This is a genomic window from Pseudomonas sp. GM21, from assembly GCF_000282215.1.
Taxonomy (GTDB): domain Bacteria; phylum Pseudomonadota; class Gammaproteobacteria; order Pseudomonadales; family Pseudomonadaceae; genus Aquipseudomonas.
Map to the genome: position 1 here is coordinate 1 of NZ_AKJS01000102.1, position 15,496 is coordinate 15,496.

At 53.5% G+C, this 15,496-nt stretch carries 13 protein-coding genes and 1 tRNA gene; 8 read left to right on the forward strand and 6 right to left on the reverse strand.

Annotation, left to right across the window (positions count from 1 at the left end; translation table 11 throughout):
- The 5 genes from PMI22_RS32035 to PMI22_RS12795 form a co-directional block, all read left to right on the forward strand.
- On the forward strand, positions 1–183 hold a 183-nt coding region (locus PMI22_RS32035), incomplete at its 5' end, for a hypothetical protein (RefSeq protein WP_238543961.1).
- Between the two features lie 241 nt (positions 184–424).
- On the forward strand, positions 425–3,256 hold the full coding sequence (locus PMI22_RS12810; protein ID WP_007946385.1) for a xanthine dehydrogenase family protein molybdopterin-binding subunit: 2,832 nt from the start codon (positions 425–427) through the stop codon (positions 3,254–3,256).
- Positions 3,249–3,788 (forward strand): (2Fe-2S)-binding protein, encoded by a 540-nt coding sequence (locus PMI22_RS12805; RefSeq protein WP_007946386.1) that lies wholly within the window; start codon positions 3,249–3,251, stop codon positions 3,786–3,788. The genes PMI22_RS12810 and PMI22_RS12805 overlap by 8 nt, the downstream gene beginning before the upstream one ends.
- Positions 3,789–3,790: 2 nt before the next feature.
- Entirely contained in the window at positions 3,791–5,026 is a 1,236-nt protein-coding gene (locus tag PMI22_RS12800; RefSeq protein ID WP_007946387.1) for a c-type cytochrome, read from the forward strand.
- A 1-nt stretch (position 5,027) separates the two neighbouring features.
- Positions 5,028–5,999, forward strand: a complete 972-nt coding sequence (locus PMI22_RS12795) for an XdhC family protein (protein ID WP_007946388.1) — start codon at positions 5,028–5,030, stop codon at positions 5,997–5,999.
- Between the two features lie 172 nt (positions 6,000–6,171).
- Here PMI22_RS12795 and PMI22_RS12790 read toward each other — a convergent pair whose 3' ends face one another.
- The gene (locus tag PMI22_RS12790) at positions 6,172–7,455 is read right to left on the reverse strand and encodes an NAD(P)/FAD-dependent oxidoreductase (RefSeq protein ID WP_007946389.1); all 1,284 of its coding nucleotides are present in this window, start codon (positions 7,453–7,455) and stop codon (positions 6,172–6,174) included.
- 183 nt (positions 7,456–7,638) lie between these two features.
- Between PMI22_RS12790 and PMI22_RS12785 the strand changes: the two genes are divergently transcribed.
- Together PMI22_RS12785 and PMI22_RS31395 are read left to right on the forward strand one after the other, a co-directional pair.
- Positions 7,639–7,715 (forward strand) — tRNA-Val (locus tag PMI22_RS12785).
- Between the two features lie 418 nt (positions 7,716–8,133).
- Positions 8,134–8,712 (forward strand): hypothetical protein, encoded by a 579-nt coding sequence (locus tag PMI22_RS31395; protein ID WP_007946390.1) that lies wholly within the window; start codon positions 8,134–8,136, stop codon positions 8,710–8,712.
- Positions 8,713–9,186: 474 nt separating this feature from the next.
- Here PMI22_RS31395 and PMI22_RS12780 read toward each other — a convergent pair whose 3' ends face one another.
- From PMI22_RS12780 to PMI22_RS12755, 5 genes are all read right to left on the reverse strand, one after another.
- Entirely contained in the window at positions 9,187–9,531 is a 345-nt protein-coding gene (locus tag PMI22_RS12780; RefSeq protein WP_007946392.1) for a hypothetical protein, read from the reverse strand.
- Between the two features lie 246 nt (positions 9,532–9,777).
- On the reverse strand, positions 9,778–11,232 hold the full coding sequence (locus PMI22_RS12775; RefSeq protein ID WP_007946393.1) for a DEAD/DEAH box helicase: 1,455 nt from the start codon (positions 11,230–11,232) through the stop codon (positions 9,778–9,780).
- 352 nt (positions 11,233–11,584) lie between these two features.
- The gene (locus PMI22_RS12765; RefSeq protein ID WP_007946395.1) at positions 11,585–11,869 is read right to left on the reverse strand and encodes a hypothetical protein; all 285 of its coding nucleotides are present in this window, start codon (positions 11,867–11,869) and stop codon (positions 11,585–11,587) included.
- Positions 11,866–12,303 (reverse strand): hypothetical protein, encoded by a 438-nt coding sequence (locus PMI22_RS12760; protein WP_007946397.1) that lies wholly within the window; start codon positions 12,301–12,303, stop codon positions 11,866–11,868. Before PMI22_RS12760 ends, PMI22_RS12765 begins: the two co-directional genes overlap by 4 nt.
- 781 nt (positions 12,304–13,084) lie before the next feature.
- Positions 13,085–14,041 carry a tyrosine-type recombinase/integrase gene (locus tag PMI22_RS12755; RefSeq protein WP_007946398.1) on the reverse strand — a complete coding sequence of 319 codons (957 nt, stop codon included), beginning with the start codon at positions 14,039–14,041 and terminating at the stop codon, positions 13,085–13,087.
- Positions 14,042–15,073: 1,032 nt separating this feature from the next.
- On the opposite strand from PMI22_RS12755, the gene PMI22_RS12750 reads away from it, so the two are divergent.
- Positions 15,074–15,454: a DUF6124 family protein gene (locus PMI22_RS12750; protein WP_007946401.1), complete on the forward strand. Its 381-nt coding sequence runs from the start codon at positions 15,074–15,076 to the stop codon at positions 15,452–15,454.
- Positions 15,455–15,496: the final 42 nt, after the last annotated feature.

Below are 15,496 nucleotides of genomic sequence, written 5' to 3' on the forward strand. Positions count from 1 at the left end.
AGTCCCGTCCGCTGCGCCATATCTGCTACAAGGCCCACTGAACGCCTTGGAGCTACGAAGAAAACTGCTGGTTATACCGGTGTTTACTTCGAGTCGATAGCAAAGACCCTGGTCGAAAGGCCGGGGTTTTTTGTGTCTGAAATTTGGCTTTTCATCCTCTCGCCGTTGCCGGGCCTTCCCTGAATACCTTTCCCCCGCGGAACTCCTCTATCCGTGCCATAAAAAATCACAATATTTTGATTCGCTGGTCAGTTTTTTGTATTGGGCTGTTTGCCGCGAGCGCATAAGCCTATAAACTTAACCTTTCGGTCAGCTTTGCACTGTTATTTCAGCCCTTTGTTTCGTCAATAAGGGTTTCTGCACGACTCGAGATTCCCAGTACATAATCAAAAGGGCGGGTTCCTAACCGCTCAGAGGATGATCCATGTCCAACCGTGATATATCCCGGCGTTCGTTCCTTCAGGGCGGGCTGGTGGCAGGTGTGAGCGTGACGCTCACACCGCTCAGCAGTCAGGCGCTTGCCGCCTTGATGGAAAACAGCGTGACCGTGCCGTCCGAGCAATGGCTCGGCAACAACGGCAAGGCGCGCTCGCGTAACGATGCCTTGTCGAAAGTCTGCGGCAGCAAAGTCTTTGCCCGCGACATCCGCGCCAAGGACATGCCGGGCTGGCCGCAGCAGCAAGGCCACGCCATGCTGCTGAAAACCATCAAGGCCGATCGCATCTACGCGGGCATGGACCTGGCGTGGCTCGGCGCCGAGTTGCAGCCTGACCGCATCGTCACCGCTGCTGACCTGGAGAAAGACGGCATCGCCTTTCCGGAGGAACACGCGCCAGATCCGCTGTTGCCGGAAGGCAAGGTGCCTATGTTCATCGGTCACCCGGTGGCGATCCTGATCTGGAACGACTTCGAGCGTTTCCGTCAGGCCAAGGCCAAACTCAAATTCAATGACAAAGCTATTCGTTACGGTGCCCAAGTGCCGTTCTACGAAGGCGATCCCTACGGCAGCTTCCGCTATGTGCGTGTAGGCGGTGCGACCTCGGCGGACGAAGATGAATTCGCCAGCCTCAAGGACTCGATCCTGTTCCCGATGCTGAAAAACCGTCGCCCGGTGTGGAATTCCCAGCCCAACCTGCACGGCAACCTTACCGAGCGCGGATTGTTCTACGCCGATCGCATGAAGCAACAGATCGACACCCCACCGGACAACTGGCTGGTGTTCGACGAGCGTTACAAAACCCCGTCGATCGAGCCGGCCGCGTTGGAGCCGGACAACGGCAACGGCTGGTACGACCCGGCGACCAAGACCCTGCATTTCGTCGTGGCCACCCAGTGTCCGCTGGAAACCGCGACTGAAACCGCGAAAATGATCGCCCCGTCGCGTTTCGGCCTGGCGCACCTGAACATGCACCCGGGTTACACCGTCGGCTACGGCTCCAAAGACCACAACATTTTCGTCTACTACGCAGCCCTCGCGGCGTTGTATGGGGCCGGTGTGCCAGTGCGTCTGGCCAACGATCGCTACGAGCAGTTCCAGAGCGGCATCAAGCGTCACCCGTTCGACATCCGCTACCAATTGGCGGTAGACAAGAACGATCACAGCTTCAAGATTTTCCGCGCCGAAATGAGTGTCGACGGCGGTGGCCGGGTCAACTACAGCCCATCCGTAGCGGCAGTTGGCGCCACGGCCGCGCAGTCGATCTACTACATGCCGCAGAACGATTTGCAGGTCACGGCCTATCATTCTCGCGCCGTTGAAGCCGGCTCAATGCGAGGTTACGGCACGCTGCAAAGCATGGCGTCCACCGAGATGATGGTCGATGAAATTGCCGATCGCCTCGGCATCGATGCCATTGACCTGCGCAAGAAAAACGCCATGGTCTCAGGCATGAAAAACACCCAGGGCGCGGTGCCGGCGGGTGCGTTGCGCTTGCACGAGATTCTCGACAAGGCTGCTGTTCACGACGTCTGGAAAAACCGCGACGCGATCAAAAAGCAGCGCGAAGCGCAGGATCCGGATAACTGGTACGGCGTTGGTTTCGCGATTAGCCAGAAAGACTTCGGCACCGGTTCCGAAGCGCCGATGGCGAGCATTGAGTTCACCGCGCAAGGGCACGTCACCCTGCGTCACATCGGTATCGAACTTGGCACTGGCATGTCCACCTCACAAGCGTTGGTCGTAGCGGACTTCCTCGGCGTTGCGGCGACAGAAGTGAAGACCGGCGAGACCGAATGGAAAGAGTTGCAGCTGATCAGTGGCGGCAACCCTTACATCATGAGTCAGGCCGAGCAAGACGGTTTTCTGCGCAATCCTCGCTGGGTCGGCAAGATCGCCTCGGCTTCGTCTGCGACCAACTCGGCCTACTACTTCAGCCACGCCACCCGTGAAGCGGCGCGCGTGCTGTTCAACCACGGCTTGTGGCCGGCGGCGATGCAGATCTGGAGTCAGGGTCCTTATGGTGGTGCGGCCAACCCTTATGTGGTGCGTCGCGAAGATGCGCATTGGGTCGACGGCAAACTCACCGCCAACGGCATGCAGCCACTGAGCTTTGAGCAACTGGCCAAGCACGCCCACGAGCGTGGTCTGGTCACTGGCGCAACCGTGCACGGTTTCAACCGCTGGAGCTGGGCCGTTGCCGAGTTCAGCATCGACGGCGTGCGCGAACGTCTGCCGCTCGATGGCCTGGCGGTCAAGTACGGTGACGGCGCTCCAAGCGTGAAAAAGGCGCAGATGAACAGCGCCGGTTTCCATCTGCTGGATCGCCAGAACGTGCATTACCCCGACACTCAGCTGAACAACGCGGCAGTGACTTACTACAGCCCGGTCGCGACGCTGGTGGAACTGAAAGTCAACAAAGGCTCGGCCGAAGTGCAAGTGCTCAACCATCATTCATGGGTCGAGTGCGGTCGGGTGCTGGTGGAAGAGCTGGTCAAGGGCCAGATCGAGGGCGGGATCGCCATGGGCATTGGTCACGCGTTGATGGAAGAGATGCCGCTGTACGAAGGCGGGCCGGGGGAGGGTGACTGGAACTTCAACCGTTACCGTTTGCCGATGGCGCGTCATGTGGCGGTCTGGAAGCAGACGTCTGAAATCCTGCCGCCGCTGTCGCCGAGCGATCCATCGAAGGGCATTGCCGAAGTGGTGATGATCCCGGTGGTCGGTGCCATCGGTAACGCCGTGGCACACGCCATTGGCAAACGGGTCCGCGACCTGCCTATCACTTCTGCACGCATCAAGGAGGCCCTCAATGGCTAACCGTCCGCTCCAACTGACCCTCAACGGTCAAACTGTCGGCCCGGTGGACATCCCTGATGACCTGCCGATGATCGATTACCTGCACGAATACAAAAACCTCACTGGCTCGCGTTTGGGTTGCGGACAGGGTATTTGCCATGCGTGCGTGGTGATCGTCGATAACCCGGACGGCACCAGCGAAGAAGTGCGCACCTGCATCACCGGCGCGCATTACTTTGAAGGCAAAAAAGTACGCACCATCGAAGGCCATGCGAAACGCGACGAGCAGGGCAAAGTCACTGAGCTGAACCCGATCCAGCAGCGTTTCGTCGACGAATTCGCCTTCCAGTGCAGCTACTGCGCGCCGGGTTTCGTGAATGCCGCGACTGTGTTGGTGGAAAGGCTGCAACGTCAGCCCATCGTCAAAAGCCAGCTGGAAAAAGTCATCGAGGACAGCCTCGGTCACCACATCTGCCGCTGCACCGGCTACGTGCGTTACTACAGCGCGACGCGCAATGTGCTGACCGATCTCGGCCTGGTCAAGGAGGGTTAAGCATGAAGCAACTACTTTCCCGCCTGGCATTGGCGGTTGGCCTGAGTGCGCCGGTGTTGCTGGCTCATGCTGACGATCAGGTCAAGCGCGGCGAATACCTCGCTCGTGCCGCTGACTGCATGGCTTGCCACACCGCGCCGGGTGGCGCGCCGTACGCGGGTGGTCTGCCGATTGTCTCGCCGTTTGGCACGATCTACGGCACCAACATCACCCCGAGCAAGGAGCACGGCATCGGCCTCTACAACGATGACGAATTTTTCGCCGCGCTGACCGAAGGCAAGCGCCGTGATGGCGCCAACCTGTACCCGGCCATGCCGTACACCTCGTATCACCTGATACCACGCGACGACTCCGATGCGATTCACGCGTACCTGAAAACGTTCGAGCCGATCGAGCGTGCGGCGCCGGTTACCAGCCTGAGCTTCCCCTTCAACGTGCGTCTGGGCCTGATGGGCTGGAACATGCTTTATGGCAAGGATGTGAAGCTGACGCCGACCGAGGGTAAAAGCGAAGCCTTCAAACGTGGCCAGTACATGGTCGACGTGCTGGGGCACTGCGGCGAATGCCACACCCCGCGCGGTTTGCCGGGTGCGATGCAGCAGGACAAGCGCATGACCGGCGGCGTGCTCAATGGCTATCTGGCACCTAGCCTGTTAGCCGATGACCTGGCGGCTCGCGGCTGGAACCATCAAGACCTGAGTTCATTCCTCAAGCACGGCATGAGCGCTCAGGGCACGATGTTCAACGAGATGTTCCCGGTGTTCCACAACAGCACCCAGGGCCTGACTGACCCGGATCTGGCGGCGATGGCGACTTACCTGCTGGGCGATCAACCACCAGCGGCGAAAGTGCTGACTGACGTACCGTTCGACAAACTCACTGCAAGTGCCCAGCGTGGCCGTCAGGAATACCTCAACGTCTGCGCCGGTTGTCATGAGGTTGGTGGGGACGGTAAGCCGCACATCGCTGTGGCCATGCGCGGCAATACCACGCTGCGCCTGGAAGATCCGCGAAATCTGGTGCGGGTGATTGATGACGGTATCGGTGAGCAGAAGTTTTCCGGATTCGAACACATGCAGCCGATGCCAGGGTTCGCTGAGAAGCTCAGTCACGAGCAGCTCACTGATCTGCTGAACTACCTGCGTCAAAGCTGGGGTGGTCAGCCGGGTGATTTGGCGGTGAACGCTGTGCAGACGTTGCGTGCCGATGCGCCGCCGCTCGAGCACAAGGCGCACTGACATGCAGCATCTCGATCTGCAAGTGGTGCGCCGGGCGCTGGAGTGGTCGACGGCCGGCCAGCGCCTCTGGCTCTGCACGGTGCTCGCCACCTACGGCTCGGCGCCTCGTGCGCCGGGTTCGCTGCTGGCGGTGAACGCCGACGGGCAATGGATCGGTTCGCTGTCGGGCGGCTGTGTCGAGGAGGATTTTCTCGAACGGGTCGCCGAGGGGGCGTTTCTTGAAGCGGTCAGCGTTGTTCGTTATGGCGAGGGCGACGATCCGCGCTCCCGGGTGAGTCTGCCCTGTGGCGGCGTGCTCGATGTGCTGGTGGAGAAGCTTGAACCGGTTTGCGAGGTTCAGGCGCATCTGCGGGAACTGGAGTCGGCGCTGTCAGGGCAGCGTCGGCTGATTCGCGAGGTCGATCTGGCCAGCGGCGCGCGCAGCCTGTTCGATGATCGCGAGCAGGGTGTGCGAATCGAGCGTGAGATTGATCGGGTGCGCGTTCGGATCGGCGCAGCGCAACGCTTGTTGTTGGCGGGGTATTCCTCAGTTGCTCAGGCGTGTGCAGAGTTTGCCGTCGGGCTGGGTTTCGAAGTGATTCTGTGCGACCCGCGTGACGAGGTGCTGGAAGGCGTGGTGCTGGAAAACGTCGAGATTCGTCGTCAACTGCCTTCGGTGTTCATTGCTGACGGCGGTTGTCACAGCGACACAGCAGTGGTGGCATTGACCCACGATCCGCGCATTGATGATCTGGCGATGATGGAAGCAGTGCGCACCGACGCGTTTTACATCGGTGTGATGGGTTCCGTGCAGACGTCGCAAAAACGCTTCGAGCGTTTACGCAGGATTGGTGGTTTGGGCGAGGCCGAGCTGGCGCGGATTCACGCGCCCATCGGTTTGAACCTGGGCAGCAAGACACCTGCCGAGATTGCACTTGCCGTACTCGCCGACATTCTGCGAATTCGTAGCGGCATCGCACGAGACCGGCTCTAACCACTATCCCCCTGTGGGAGCGAGACCGGCTTGCCGGCGATAGCGGTCTTCAAGTCAGTGCTTCATAGGCTGACACACCGCAATCGCGAGCAGGCTCACTACCACAGGGAATAGTGCTGTCCTTGCCAGGCTGATACAAAAAGGGACCGCATTCAGCGGTCCCTTTTTTGTATCAGTATCCGAACTTGTCCCGTAGCCCGTAATACCAGGCGCCCAACGCCGCGAACGGTGTGCGCAGCAATTGTCCGCCGGGGAAAGGGTAATGGGGCAGGTGGGCAAACGCGTCGAAACGCTCGGCCTGACCTCGCAGCGCTTCGGCCAGCACCTTGCCTGCCAGGTGCGTGTAAGTGACGCCATGACCACTGCAGCCTTGGGAGTAGTAGACGTTGTCGCCCAGTCGTCCGACTTGTGGGAGACGCGACAGGGTCAGCAGGAAATTACCGGTCCATGCGTAGTCAATTTTCACATCCTTGAGCTGTGGGAACGCCTTGAGCATCTTCGGCCGAATGATCGCCTCAATGTTCGCCGGATCCCGCGCGCCATACACCACACCGCCGCCGAAGATCAGGCGCTTGTCGCTCGTCAGGCGGTAGTAGTCGAGCAAGTAATTACAGTCCTCGACACAGTAATCCTGCGGCAGCAGGCTGTTCGCCAATTCCCCGCCCAACGGTGCGGTGGTGATGACTTGAGTCCCGCAGGGCATCGACTTGGCCGCCAGTTCCGGCACCAGGTTGCCCAGGTAAGCATTCCCGGCGACGATAACGAATTTGGCCCTGACCTTGCCTTGTGGTGTATGCACCATCGGGTTCGCGCCGCGCTCGATGCGCACCGCTGGCGATTGTTCATAAATAGTGCCGCCCAGTGACTCAATGGCATCGGCTTCGCCCAGCGCCAGATTGAGCGGATGAATGTGCCCGCCACTCATGTCGAGCATGCCGCCGACGTACTGGTCACAGTTCACGACTTCACGGATGCGACGCTGATCCAACAGTTCAAGCTGCGTATTACCAAAACGTTCCCACAGTCGCTTCTGGGATTCGAGATGGCCCATCTGCTTGGCAGTGATGGCCGCGAACACCCCACCGTCCTTCAAGTCGCACTGGATATTATATTTGGCGACCCGCTCGCGAATGATCCGCCCACCCTCGAACGCCATCTGCCCCAACAACTGTGCCTGCTTGGGGCCGACGCTGCGCTCGATCACATCGATATCGCGGCTATAGCTGTTGACGATCTGACCACCGTTACGGCCCGAAGCGCCAAAACCCACCTTGGCCGCTTCCAGTACCGTTACCTTAAAACCGTTCTCTAGCAGAAACAGGGCAGAGGACAGACCGGTGTAGCCGGCGCCGATCACGCAGACATCAGTCTCTACATCACCCTGCAGAGCCGGCCGCGGCGGAGCCGCATTGGCCGATGCGGCGTAATAGGACTCTGGGTACGGAATGTTCGCCATTCTGCTGCCTCTGTTTAATATATTTTACGAGTGCAACGATCCTACTCGAGTTAAAAATCGACCGCCAGCCGCCGGAAAATCTTCTTCGTAGCCGCAAAATTAAATATTTTGCATATTCATAGGGTTAGCTCGAAAAAAGGTGTTGACACCCCTCCGGAATTCCGTAGAATGCCGCCTCACAGCAGGCACGTAGCTCAGTTGGTTAGAGCACCACCTTGACATGGTGGGGGTCGTTGGTTCGAGTCCAATCGCGCCTACCAAACAAAATCCGCTCTGCTGGGCGGTCTAGAAGGGCTCACCGAAAGGTGGGCCCTTTTTTGCTATGCGAAAACGTGCACAATTTAGTGCCTTTGTGCACAGCAAGCAATGTGCACGGATTTAATCTCTCTCCTTGTGCACAGCAAATAGTGTGCATGACTCTCCCTAACCTATTGATACGTATGGCCTAAGCACTTTCTTGTCTAGGTGGTGGTACGTTCGCAAGCTCACTCCCTTGCCCATTGTTCGTGCCTCACAAGGGCCGGCCAGCTAACCAACTGAGCTACGTGCCTGCTGTGAGGCGAGAGACGCCTATCGGCATGAACGCTAACAGACCAACCCTGTGTTGATTTTTACTGACATGGCTATGCCCATCGTTTGAGGTTGTGGGTGAGCAGGTCGAGGGGGAGAGCAGGGGGTATGGGGCTGGCTTCCTTCTACTGCAATGCACCTAGAAAGTTTCTGGAAGAAATCCCTAGGATAAAGCAAGATGCTTTTTTGCCATCATGTGCGGAGGGTGGAATGGATTCTCTGCTGCTTAAACGAGCATTAGCCTTTCTGGTTTTAGTTTCGGCAATACTTGGAGCGCTATACATGGCTTCAGGTGTTCGTGTTAAGGCTTCATTGCATGGGGATGGGGGTGCTGGTGACTCATGTAGTCCGGGGTACCCTATCGCAATCAGCATTTCTAATTACACGTTGAGTCGAGTTGCCAGCGTTACTGTGACTTTGGAAGGTTGGCGTAATGGCAATAGCAACAATATCCTCTCTGGAAAAGACTTCTCGTTTCCATTTGTGCTAAGGGCGCTAGAAACTAAAGTGGGATGTTATTCCGATGAAGCGTTTTCTGTAGTTGAGTCAGCCTCAATCTCCACTCCTAATGCTGAAGGGTATGCGAGAATCTCAACGGCAGACTTAATATCCGAAGTCAAAAAAGTGTTGGCTTTGACTAAGGATGTAGAGTTGGTTGTGGTGAGGGTTGATGTTGTCAAGAAATAGAGATATAAAATCTGTTGACGGGCGTTAAGTGTTGTGTCATTTTTATGCGCTAATAAGGCAAACGGGCCTAGCAGACGCTGAACGGTATGTCCCAGTGAGTGGGGCGGGGTAGGGTTGGTAATTCTGTGGCGGAACCTTAAGTGGTGTAGTTGCTGAATGAATTCTCTGCTTACAAAGCGACGATGGTTTGTAGAAGTCGCCCGCTATGCACCAGCGAAGAGGTGTAGGCATTACCCCGATGGCCTAGTTTGAGGGGCAGGTTACTGGTAGCTGAACTATCAGACACAGTAGGCGTAAGCCCCTGTGAAGAACGGCCAATGTGGCAACGCATTGAGCACCCCAAAGGGGCATCTAGGAATCTCCTAGAATCGAGCGTTACGCTCACCTTGCGCTAGCTATGTCTATTGTTCACCATTTTTAATGTGGTCAATGACACCAGAAGTCAATGCCTCCTACCTTTCTAAATAAATAATTCTATTTTACAACGCTCATTCTGTGTATATCGCTATCCCATTCTTCAGCAATCTTAGCCTGGACAGCAATGTGATGTTCTACGTCTAACTTACGTGGCCTACCTACTGGTCTGGTTGCACCAGTTAGCTTCAGCATCTCCTTGACGGCTGACACGTTCCCATTGATTAACTCTTGTTTCAGTATCTCCACTGACTTATCGAACCAATAGAGTCGATGTTCTTCTTTCCATCCTAGTGATTCAGCTTGTGAGTCTAGCGCTGTAAGACTGACTCCCAGTTTCTTTGCTAAATCAGCATGGGAAAAGGTTTCTATATAATCTTTCTTTTGTTTACCTGTAATGTCCATTATGTTCTCTTGTATAATATAAGGGGAGTAAAAGGCTTTCAGCAGGAGTCACTGCGTGACAGCAGAAGCAAGAGCACGCCACGGAGTGGCATACGCAATAAAGAAAGATCAAGAACAAGTATACTGCTAGATAGTCCGCTTTTGATTCTCTCTTTAATGCGTGCTCTTTGCCGAAGGCGTCCCGCCCGTGGGGCGGATATACCTGATGAAAGTGTGTAAAACTCCTTAGAGTATCTTTAAGGTAAATTACACAGTTTGCTTCAACCAAAGGCTAACAGTTCTATTGCTTACTTCCATAAGGGTAGCAATTTTCCTTGCTGACAGCCCTTCGGCTGAAAGCTCCTTAGCAGTGGTTATTTTAGAATCAAGCTTATTGCTGTAAGCGGAGATAGGTGGTTCTCTGGTTAGGTCCTTCAGGATGTGGTTACATCCTTTGAGATCAAACGCTAAATGTCGACCGGCTTCCTCAGTAGGTACAAAGTGAACAGTAGGTCTAATATTCTTGAAAGTCCTAATGCTACTCCTTGTAGCTGCTTGAAATATAAGTTCTCTGTATCGCTCATTGCGCAATGCTTGCTTGCCAGTGGTTAATGAGATGTTCATCTTGTCTAGCATTTCTGTATTGTTCTGGTCGTCAATAGGATTAGGATTTCCATGAATCATTGAGAGCGTATGATAGACATCTGAGTAGCCATTCAATCCTCTAGCGTCAAAAGGGATGCGTATGACGTTTGGGTATTCATCAAAGGGGAACTTACACCATTCGTGTACCTGTACTAGGATTGATTCACCCTTTACGTATTCTAAGACGTCACGTAGTAGCGTATGCCCATAGACCTTATCATTCCACTCTTCAGATACGCTCCCATCAGGAAGTGTAAGTAGCATGGTCTTACTTACTTTGCTTCCTGCAATCAATGGGTAGATGTAACTGGCAAATGTATAGCGTCGATACTCTGGTGTGAATTTAGACGCTTGCATTGCGTACCCTTGGGTAAGGGCGTGTTGATAGGCTAGGGTGCCTGTTACGTTAGCACCTAGGATGTGTGTCTCTAGGGCGTTCTCATAGAGACCACTCAAGTCGAAGTAGTCAATGACCCTGACTTGCCACTTCCATTTGTTTTCCTTTTTATTGAAGAAAGTTTTGATGAATACATCAGCCTTTCCTCTGATAAGAGCGCCTAGACAGGTCGTGATGGTAGCCATGCCCTTGTCTTCAATTACATCTGCGTATGTGCTCCTAGCCTCTCTCTTCATTTCAGGTTTGATAGACGCTTTGGTCGAGTCACTATCAATATCAATGAATTTCTCAAGGAAGTTAGTATACGCATGGTCCCCAATGTCTCTGGTAAGATTGTTGGCGACCGATGGCACTTCATCAATGACCACAATCCAGTCTTGTAGGTAGCAAGGCTCTAGATCAAGCAGGGTCTTATGAGTAATGATAAGGATCTTGGGTTCGTCTTCTAGCAAGGCACACTCTACGGTGTCTGTTACGTGCTTATGTGTGTCGCTATTGATGGCTAAGATGTGGTTGATGCCAATTGCCTGAATGCGCTTGAGCACATCCTTTGTAAGTACCTTGGTAGGTACAGCATACAGGTAGCGTTTATAAGGATCAGCGTCTAGCTGCTTAATGAATTGCTCAGTCTTTCCACTGCCTGGGGTGGCTTCAGCTATAAATATTGTCTTTGAGTTCATAGTGCTCCAATGTATTTGCTTGATCGCTCAATCTCTACTAGCTCTAGGTGTGAGATGTACTCGGCAGCTTGAAGGGAAAGCTTATGTTGTAGTGATAAGGCATAGATAGACTGGCTATCTCCCTTCGCTGCTAGGAGTTGCTTTGCTACTCCCCGCTTGATAGCTATAGGTTCAATGATTCGTGTAGTGGGGATGATGTTGGGCACTAGAATAAAGTCTTCGTCTGAAGTCATATTCATTCCTTTTCAAATGGTGTAGGTAGTAACGCTAAGGACTAGTCTTGAGAGTGTCAGTAGGGTGAGGCATAGTGCGTATATGATGAATGCTGTAGTCAGCCAGCTAATCAGTAGCTTCACTTTCCAGATTTAGGAAGCTTCTTCATTCTTTCTATGTCGTCAATTATCTTGTGTAGCGAAAAGGTAGAAGTGAACGATCCATCAAGTCCGCTTAGGGGCGGGAGGTCAACGCATTGATAATGGCCCCTTTGATGCATACGATAGTTAATCCCTTTGTAGGTCTTTATGTCTCCTACTAATTCATTATTCTTGGCCTCAAAAAACAGTTCCATGGCAGCTGCTTCAGCTTTACGCTTTTCAAGGTATTCACGCTCGCCATCAGAGATATAGTTTGAACTCATTCTTCTACTCCAAATCGTTTGTAGATGTCTGCCTTGATAGCTCGCATCATGTCAGCTTGATTCTTGTCGGTAGCTTGTGTGCCACTGATGATGCTTTGCTTAATACCTTTGAAATTACCTTGCCCGTCATAAATAAGGTTGCTGGGTTTGTCGTTTGACTGGCTATAGAATGCTTGTTCAATAGCGGCCTGTGCGTTTAGGCTCTCACGCACAATTGGATCGTTCTTATACAGGTTGGCTAAAGTCTGCTCCCTAGCCTGTTTCATCATTGCTAGCGCATCAGCAGTGTTATCAAGTCCACGCAAGCGCTTAGCGGGCTCAGTTGTCTCTGAATAGTTCCAGCCATTTTGTTTCGCAATCTGCATTACTTCTTCAATAGAGCGGCCGGTGGTTTGTGCAAGTTCGATAAGGTCATTGCGGTTTAGAGTTTTCATTTGTTTGTATCCTTGATTTAAGGGTTGATTACACGATATTGGTACGGAGAGGAATGTTGAGTGCCTGACTTGCGACGCTCTACCATTGCTGTCTTAGTAAGGTGCTTTACAATGGATTCTACGGAGCGTCTCGGTAACCCCGTTGCCTTACAGAAGTCCATGCTTGAGATAGTGGACCATCCTTCTTGATTGGCTTGGTTCCTAACCATCAAATAGATGATCTTTCGAGAGAGCGTATTAAGTTGCTGATGTTGGAGTGCTACAATGTCTTCTAGTGTGATGCTCATTATTGTTACCTATAGTTATTGTTAGTAAGGTACAGCTGCCCCTATATCCCCCATGATAGATATAGTGTTCGATTTGTGGGCGAGTGGAAGCGTCCTGCATGTTTGTAGGGTGGGTTGATAGGGGAGGGGGTATTGAGGGCTGGAACGTAAATCCCGTAGTAGTACTTACTATATCGATTTTTTAGGAATACGGCCACAAGCCTAGGAGAAAGTAATCAATCGGTAGTGGAGGTAGGCGTTACCTTCATCAATTATTATTTGAAGTTTTCCTACGGGGTATTTGCATCATTACTATATATACTGGTTTTTCAGGAAAATACACGCAGGCCTAGATGAAAATATTTTCTAAGGTTAATTCTTGAAGCTGCTCATCTCATTACTTACTATCAATGCTGTCTGTAACGCTCTACAGGCTCGTATAGGGAGGGGTAAGTTATTGGGTGTAAACTGGTGAGGGTTATTAATGGTCGCCTCACCAGCGATCTTACAGAGCCTCAGTCAATCAAGTGGAGTACATCCTTAGCATTCAGATGTGAGTATCTGGCTACAGACCTAGTATCCCTGTGCCCTGACACAATCATTATCTGGGCGTTGTTAAACCCTTTCTTGGCTACGTTAGTAATGCGTGTATGCCGTAGCTGGTGGAGCCTAACGCTAGAGTCTAGGCCTGCTTTATTCCTTGCGATCCTGACAGCCTGGGAGACGCTGTGAGGGATGACAGTGAATAGCCTTCCCTTGCTTGCTCTGTCTGCTAATGCCAGACGCTGAGCTTCTTTCAGTAGCTCAATGGCACGCAGGGTTAGGGGTACAGACCTAGTGCCGTTCTTCCCATCAATCACATCTGCAATGCGTTCTTCTAGGTGTAAGCAATTTACTGTCAGCTTGAGTATCTCTGAACGTCTCATAGCGGTTTCATATGCAAGCTCCACTATGAGCGCCATGGTGGGGGAGAGCTTATTGAGCAGCTGTCTTAGCTCGCCAGCACTGATTACCTTGTCGCTAGACTTGTCTGGTTTGGGTAGGGCTATGTCACTTACAGGATTGTGTATGTCGATGAGCAGGCCACGCTTAGCGAACCTGAAGAAACGAGACAGGAACGCTAGCTGTATACGACAGGTAGCAGGCTTGACCGTTTGAAGACGCTTCAGCTTGAAGTCATTGACTAGCTGAGGGGTGATGTCATGGATTGACTGAGGGAAGGCAGCAAAGAGTTGGTCAACGATCTTGATGGCATGGTCATAGCTTCCCTTACCCTTGAGCAAGGTTTCACAGTAGGTCATGCCCAAGGTGTAAAGCGTATGGGTCTGATGCGTCTTGGTGACGGCTTCAAGCTGGTCAGCCCATGCTTGAGCGAGTGCTTGAGTAGGAAAGGTTTTGTATTGAGAGGGCTTTCCCTGAGGACGCACCTGAGCGTTCCAGTTCCCTGAGGGTAGTAAGCGTATGTTGGCCATGTTTGGACACCTCACATTGTGAATGGGTGTCTTCGCTAAGCCTCTAGATCGCTGGCTTTCCCTTAGAACGGCTAGACCTTGACATGGTGGGGGTCGTTGGTTCGAGTCCAATCGCGCCTACCAAACAAAATCCGCTCTGCTGGGCGGTCTAGAAGGGCTCACCGAAAGGTGGGCCCTTTTTTGTTGTCTTGGATTTCTTCAGAACGTTCACAAAATATAGGCTTCGTTTTCACTGGGCAATGTGAACGCTCCTACAGAGTGCAAACGTGGCCTAAAACACCAAAATCCTACAGATATGAAAAGCCCGCTCAATGGCGGGCGCTTGTGTGTACAAAACTATCAGCTACGCCTTAGGTGTAATTGATCGCATTTCTGATGGCCATAAAGCCGCAGCTAATCGCATACCGCTACGCTTACTGGTGCACTGTAATCAGAGAGGGGTGCGTATGCGCATGGATGTACAAGCTGCTTGCGAACGCTTCGACATGACACTGGTCAGCTTGCTGGATATGAATGAGATTCTGCGGGAGGACTTGAGCCAGCATAGGTTGTGTACACCGCCAAACCTGTGGGAGCGGCGGTGCGACGATTCGACTTGCCCGCGATAGCGGTGGGTCAGTCGATGAAGATGCTGGGTGGACCGGCCCCTTCGCGGGCAAGCCTGAGCTGGCCAAACAATTCCGTGCATCACAGTTCGTATTTCAATTCGGGATGTTTAAGCGTTTAGGTGGATGAGCAGAACCTTCCCACAATGTTTTCAGGTTGTCCGTCGGACGTTCGGTCTCTAGCCTGTGCTGGTCGCTGCCAATTCAGCGATCGGGATTGGAACCCCGGAACCCCGAAAGCGCAAAAGTGGCTTTCATGACGTATGCTTGCGCGCCTTGATGGTGTGCATTCCGTTATGGCGGCTGTGCGCGGGAGACTTCGAGTCTGTCGGGTTTTTCGGTGGCCCGGGTTCCAACCTGCGTACAGCTGCCACCCATTTGCGTGGAACCGAATGGGCCAGCTCCACCGCCTCACCGGAAATACATCATGAAAAAACCAACACCAAACCCTCCCGAAGCAGACAACGCTTCAGACTCAGACCCAACATCCCCCTACGCCTCCATCGACACCCGGAAACTCCACGAAGCCGCCGACCGCGCCCTCGACGACTACCTCAACCCCGGTGCCCACATCATGGCCACGCCATACACCCCCAACGAGATGTTCTTCGTCAATCCCCAAGCCGACACCGAATCCTTGCTGGCCAATGCCTGCGAATCCCTGGCCTCGGCCACGGTCATGCTCGGTGACTTTGCCGCGCTGCTGGAAGGCACGCATCGCAAGACTCTGTTGGGGATTGCGCAGGTGGTGATGTTGGGCGAACTGGCAGTGAACAAGGCGTTGGATAACGTCGACCCCGCTGGCTGACCAATGAGACTGAGCGGCACAAAAAAACGCGGCGCTAGAAGG

Bases quoted from the DNA above. Each gene is read 5' to 3' on its own strand.
- PMI22_RS12810 (WP_007946385.1), top strand. From the start codon at position 425: ATGTCCAACCGTGATATATCCCGGCGTTCGTTCCTTCAGGGCGGGCTG.
- PMI22_RS31395 (WP_007946390.1), top strand. From the start codon at position 8,134: ATGGGGCTGGCTTCCTTCTACTGCAATGCACCTAGAAAGTTTCTGGAA.
- PMI22_RS12795 (WP_007946388.1), top strand. From the start codon at position 5,028: ATGCAGCATCTCGATCTGCAAGTGGTGCGCCGGGCGCTGGAGTGGTCG.
- PMI22_RS12800 (WP_007946387.1), top strand. From the start codon at position 3,791: ATGAAGCAACTACTTTCCCGCCTGGCATTGGCGGTTGGCCTGAGTGCG.
- PMI22_RS12780 (WP_007946392.1), bottom strand. From the start codon at position 9,531: ATGGACATTACAGGTAAACAAAAGAAAGATTATATAGAAACCTTTTCC.
- PMI22_RS12805 (WP_007946386.1), top strand. From the start codon at position 3,249: ATGGCTAACCGTCCGCTCCAACTGACCCTCAACGGTCAAACTGTCGGC.
- PMI22_RS12765 (WP_007946395.1), bottom strand. From the start codon at position 11,869: ATGAGTTCAAACTATATCTCTGATGGCGAGCGTGAATACCTTGAAAAG.
- PMI22_RS12790 (WP_007946389.1), bottom strand. From the start codon at position 7,455: ATGGCGAACATTCCGTACCCAGAGTCCTATTACGCCGCATCGGCCAAT.
- PMI22_RS12775 (WP_007946393.1), bottom strand. From the start codon at position 11,232: ATGAACTCAAAGACAATATTTATAGCTGAAGCCACCCCAGGCAGTGGA.
- PMI22_RS12750 (WP_007946401.1), top strand. From the start codon at position 15,074: ATGAAAAAACCAACACCAAACCCTCCCGAAGCAGACAACGCTTCAGAC.
- PMI22_RS12755 (WP_007946398.1), bottom strand. From the start codon at position 14,041: ATGGCCAACATACGCTTACTACCCTCAGGGAACTGGAACGCTCAGGTG.
- PMI22_RS12760 (WP_007946397.1), bottom strand. From the start codon at position 12,303: ATGAAAACTCTAAACCGCAATGACCTTATCGAACTTGCACAAACCACC.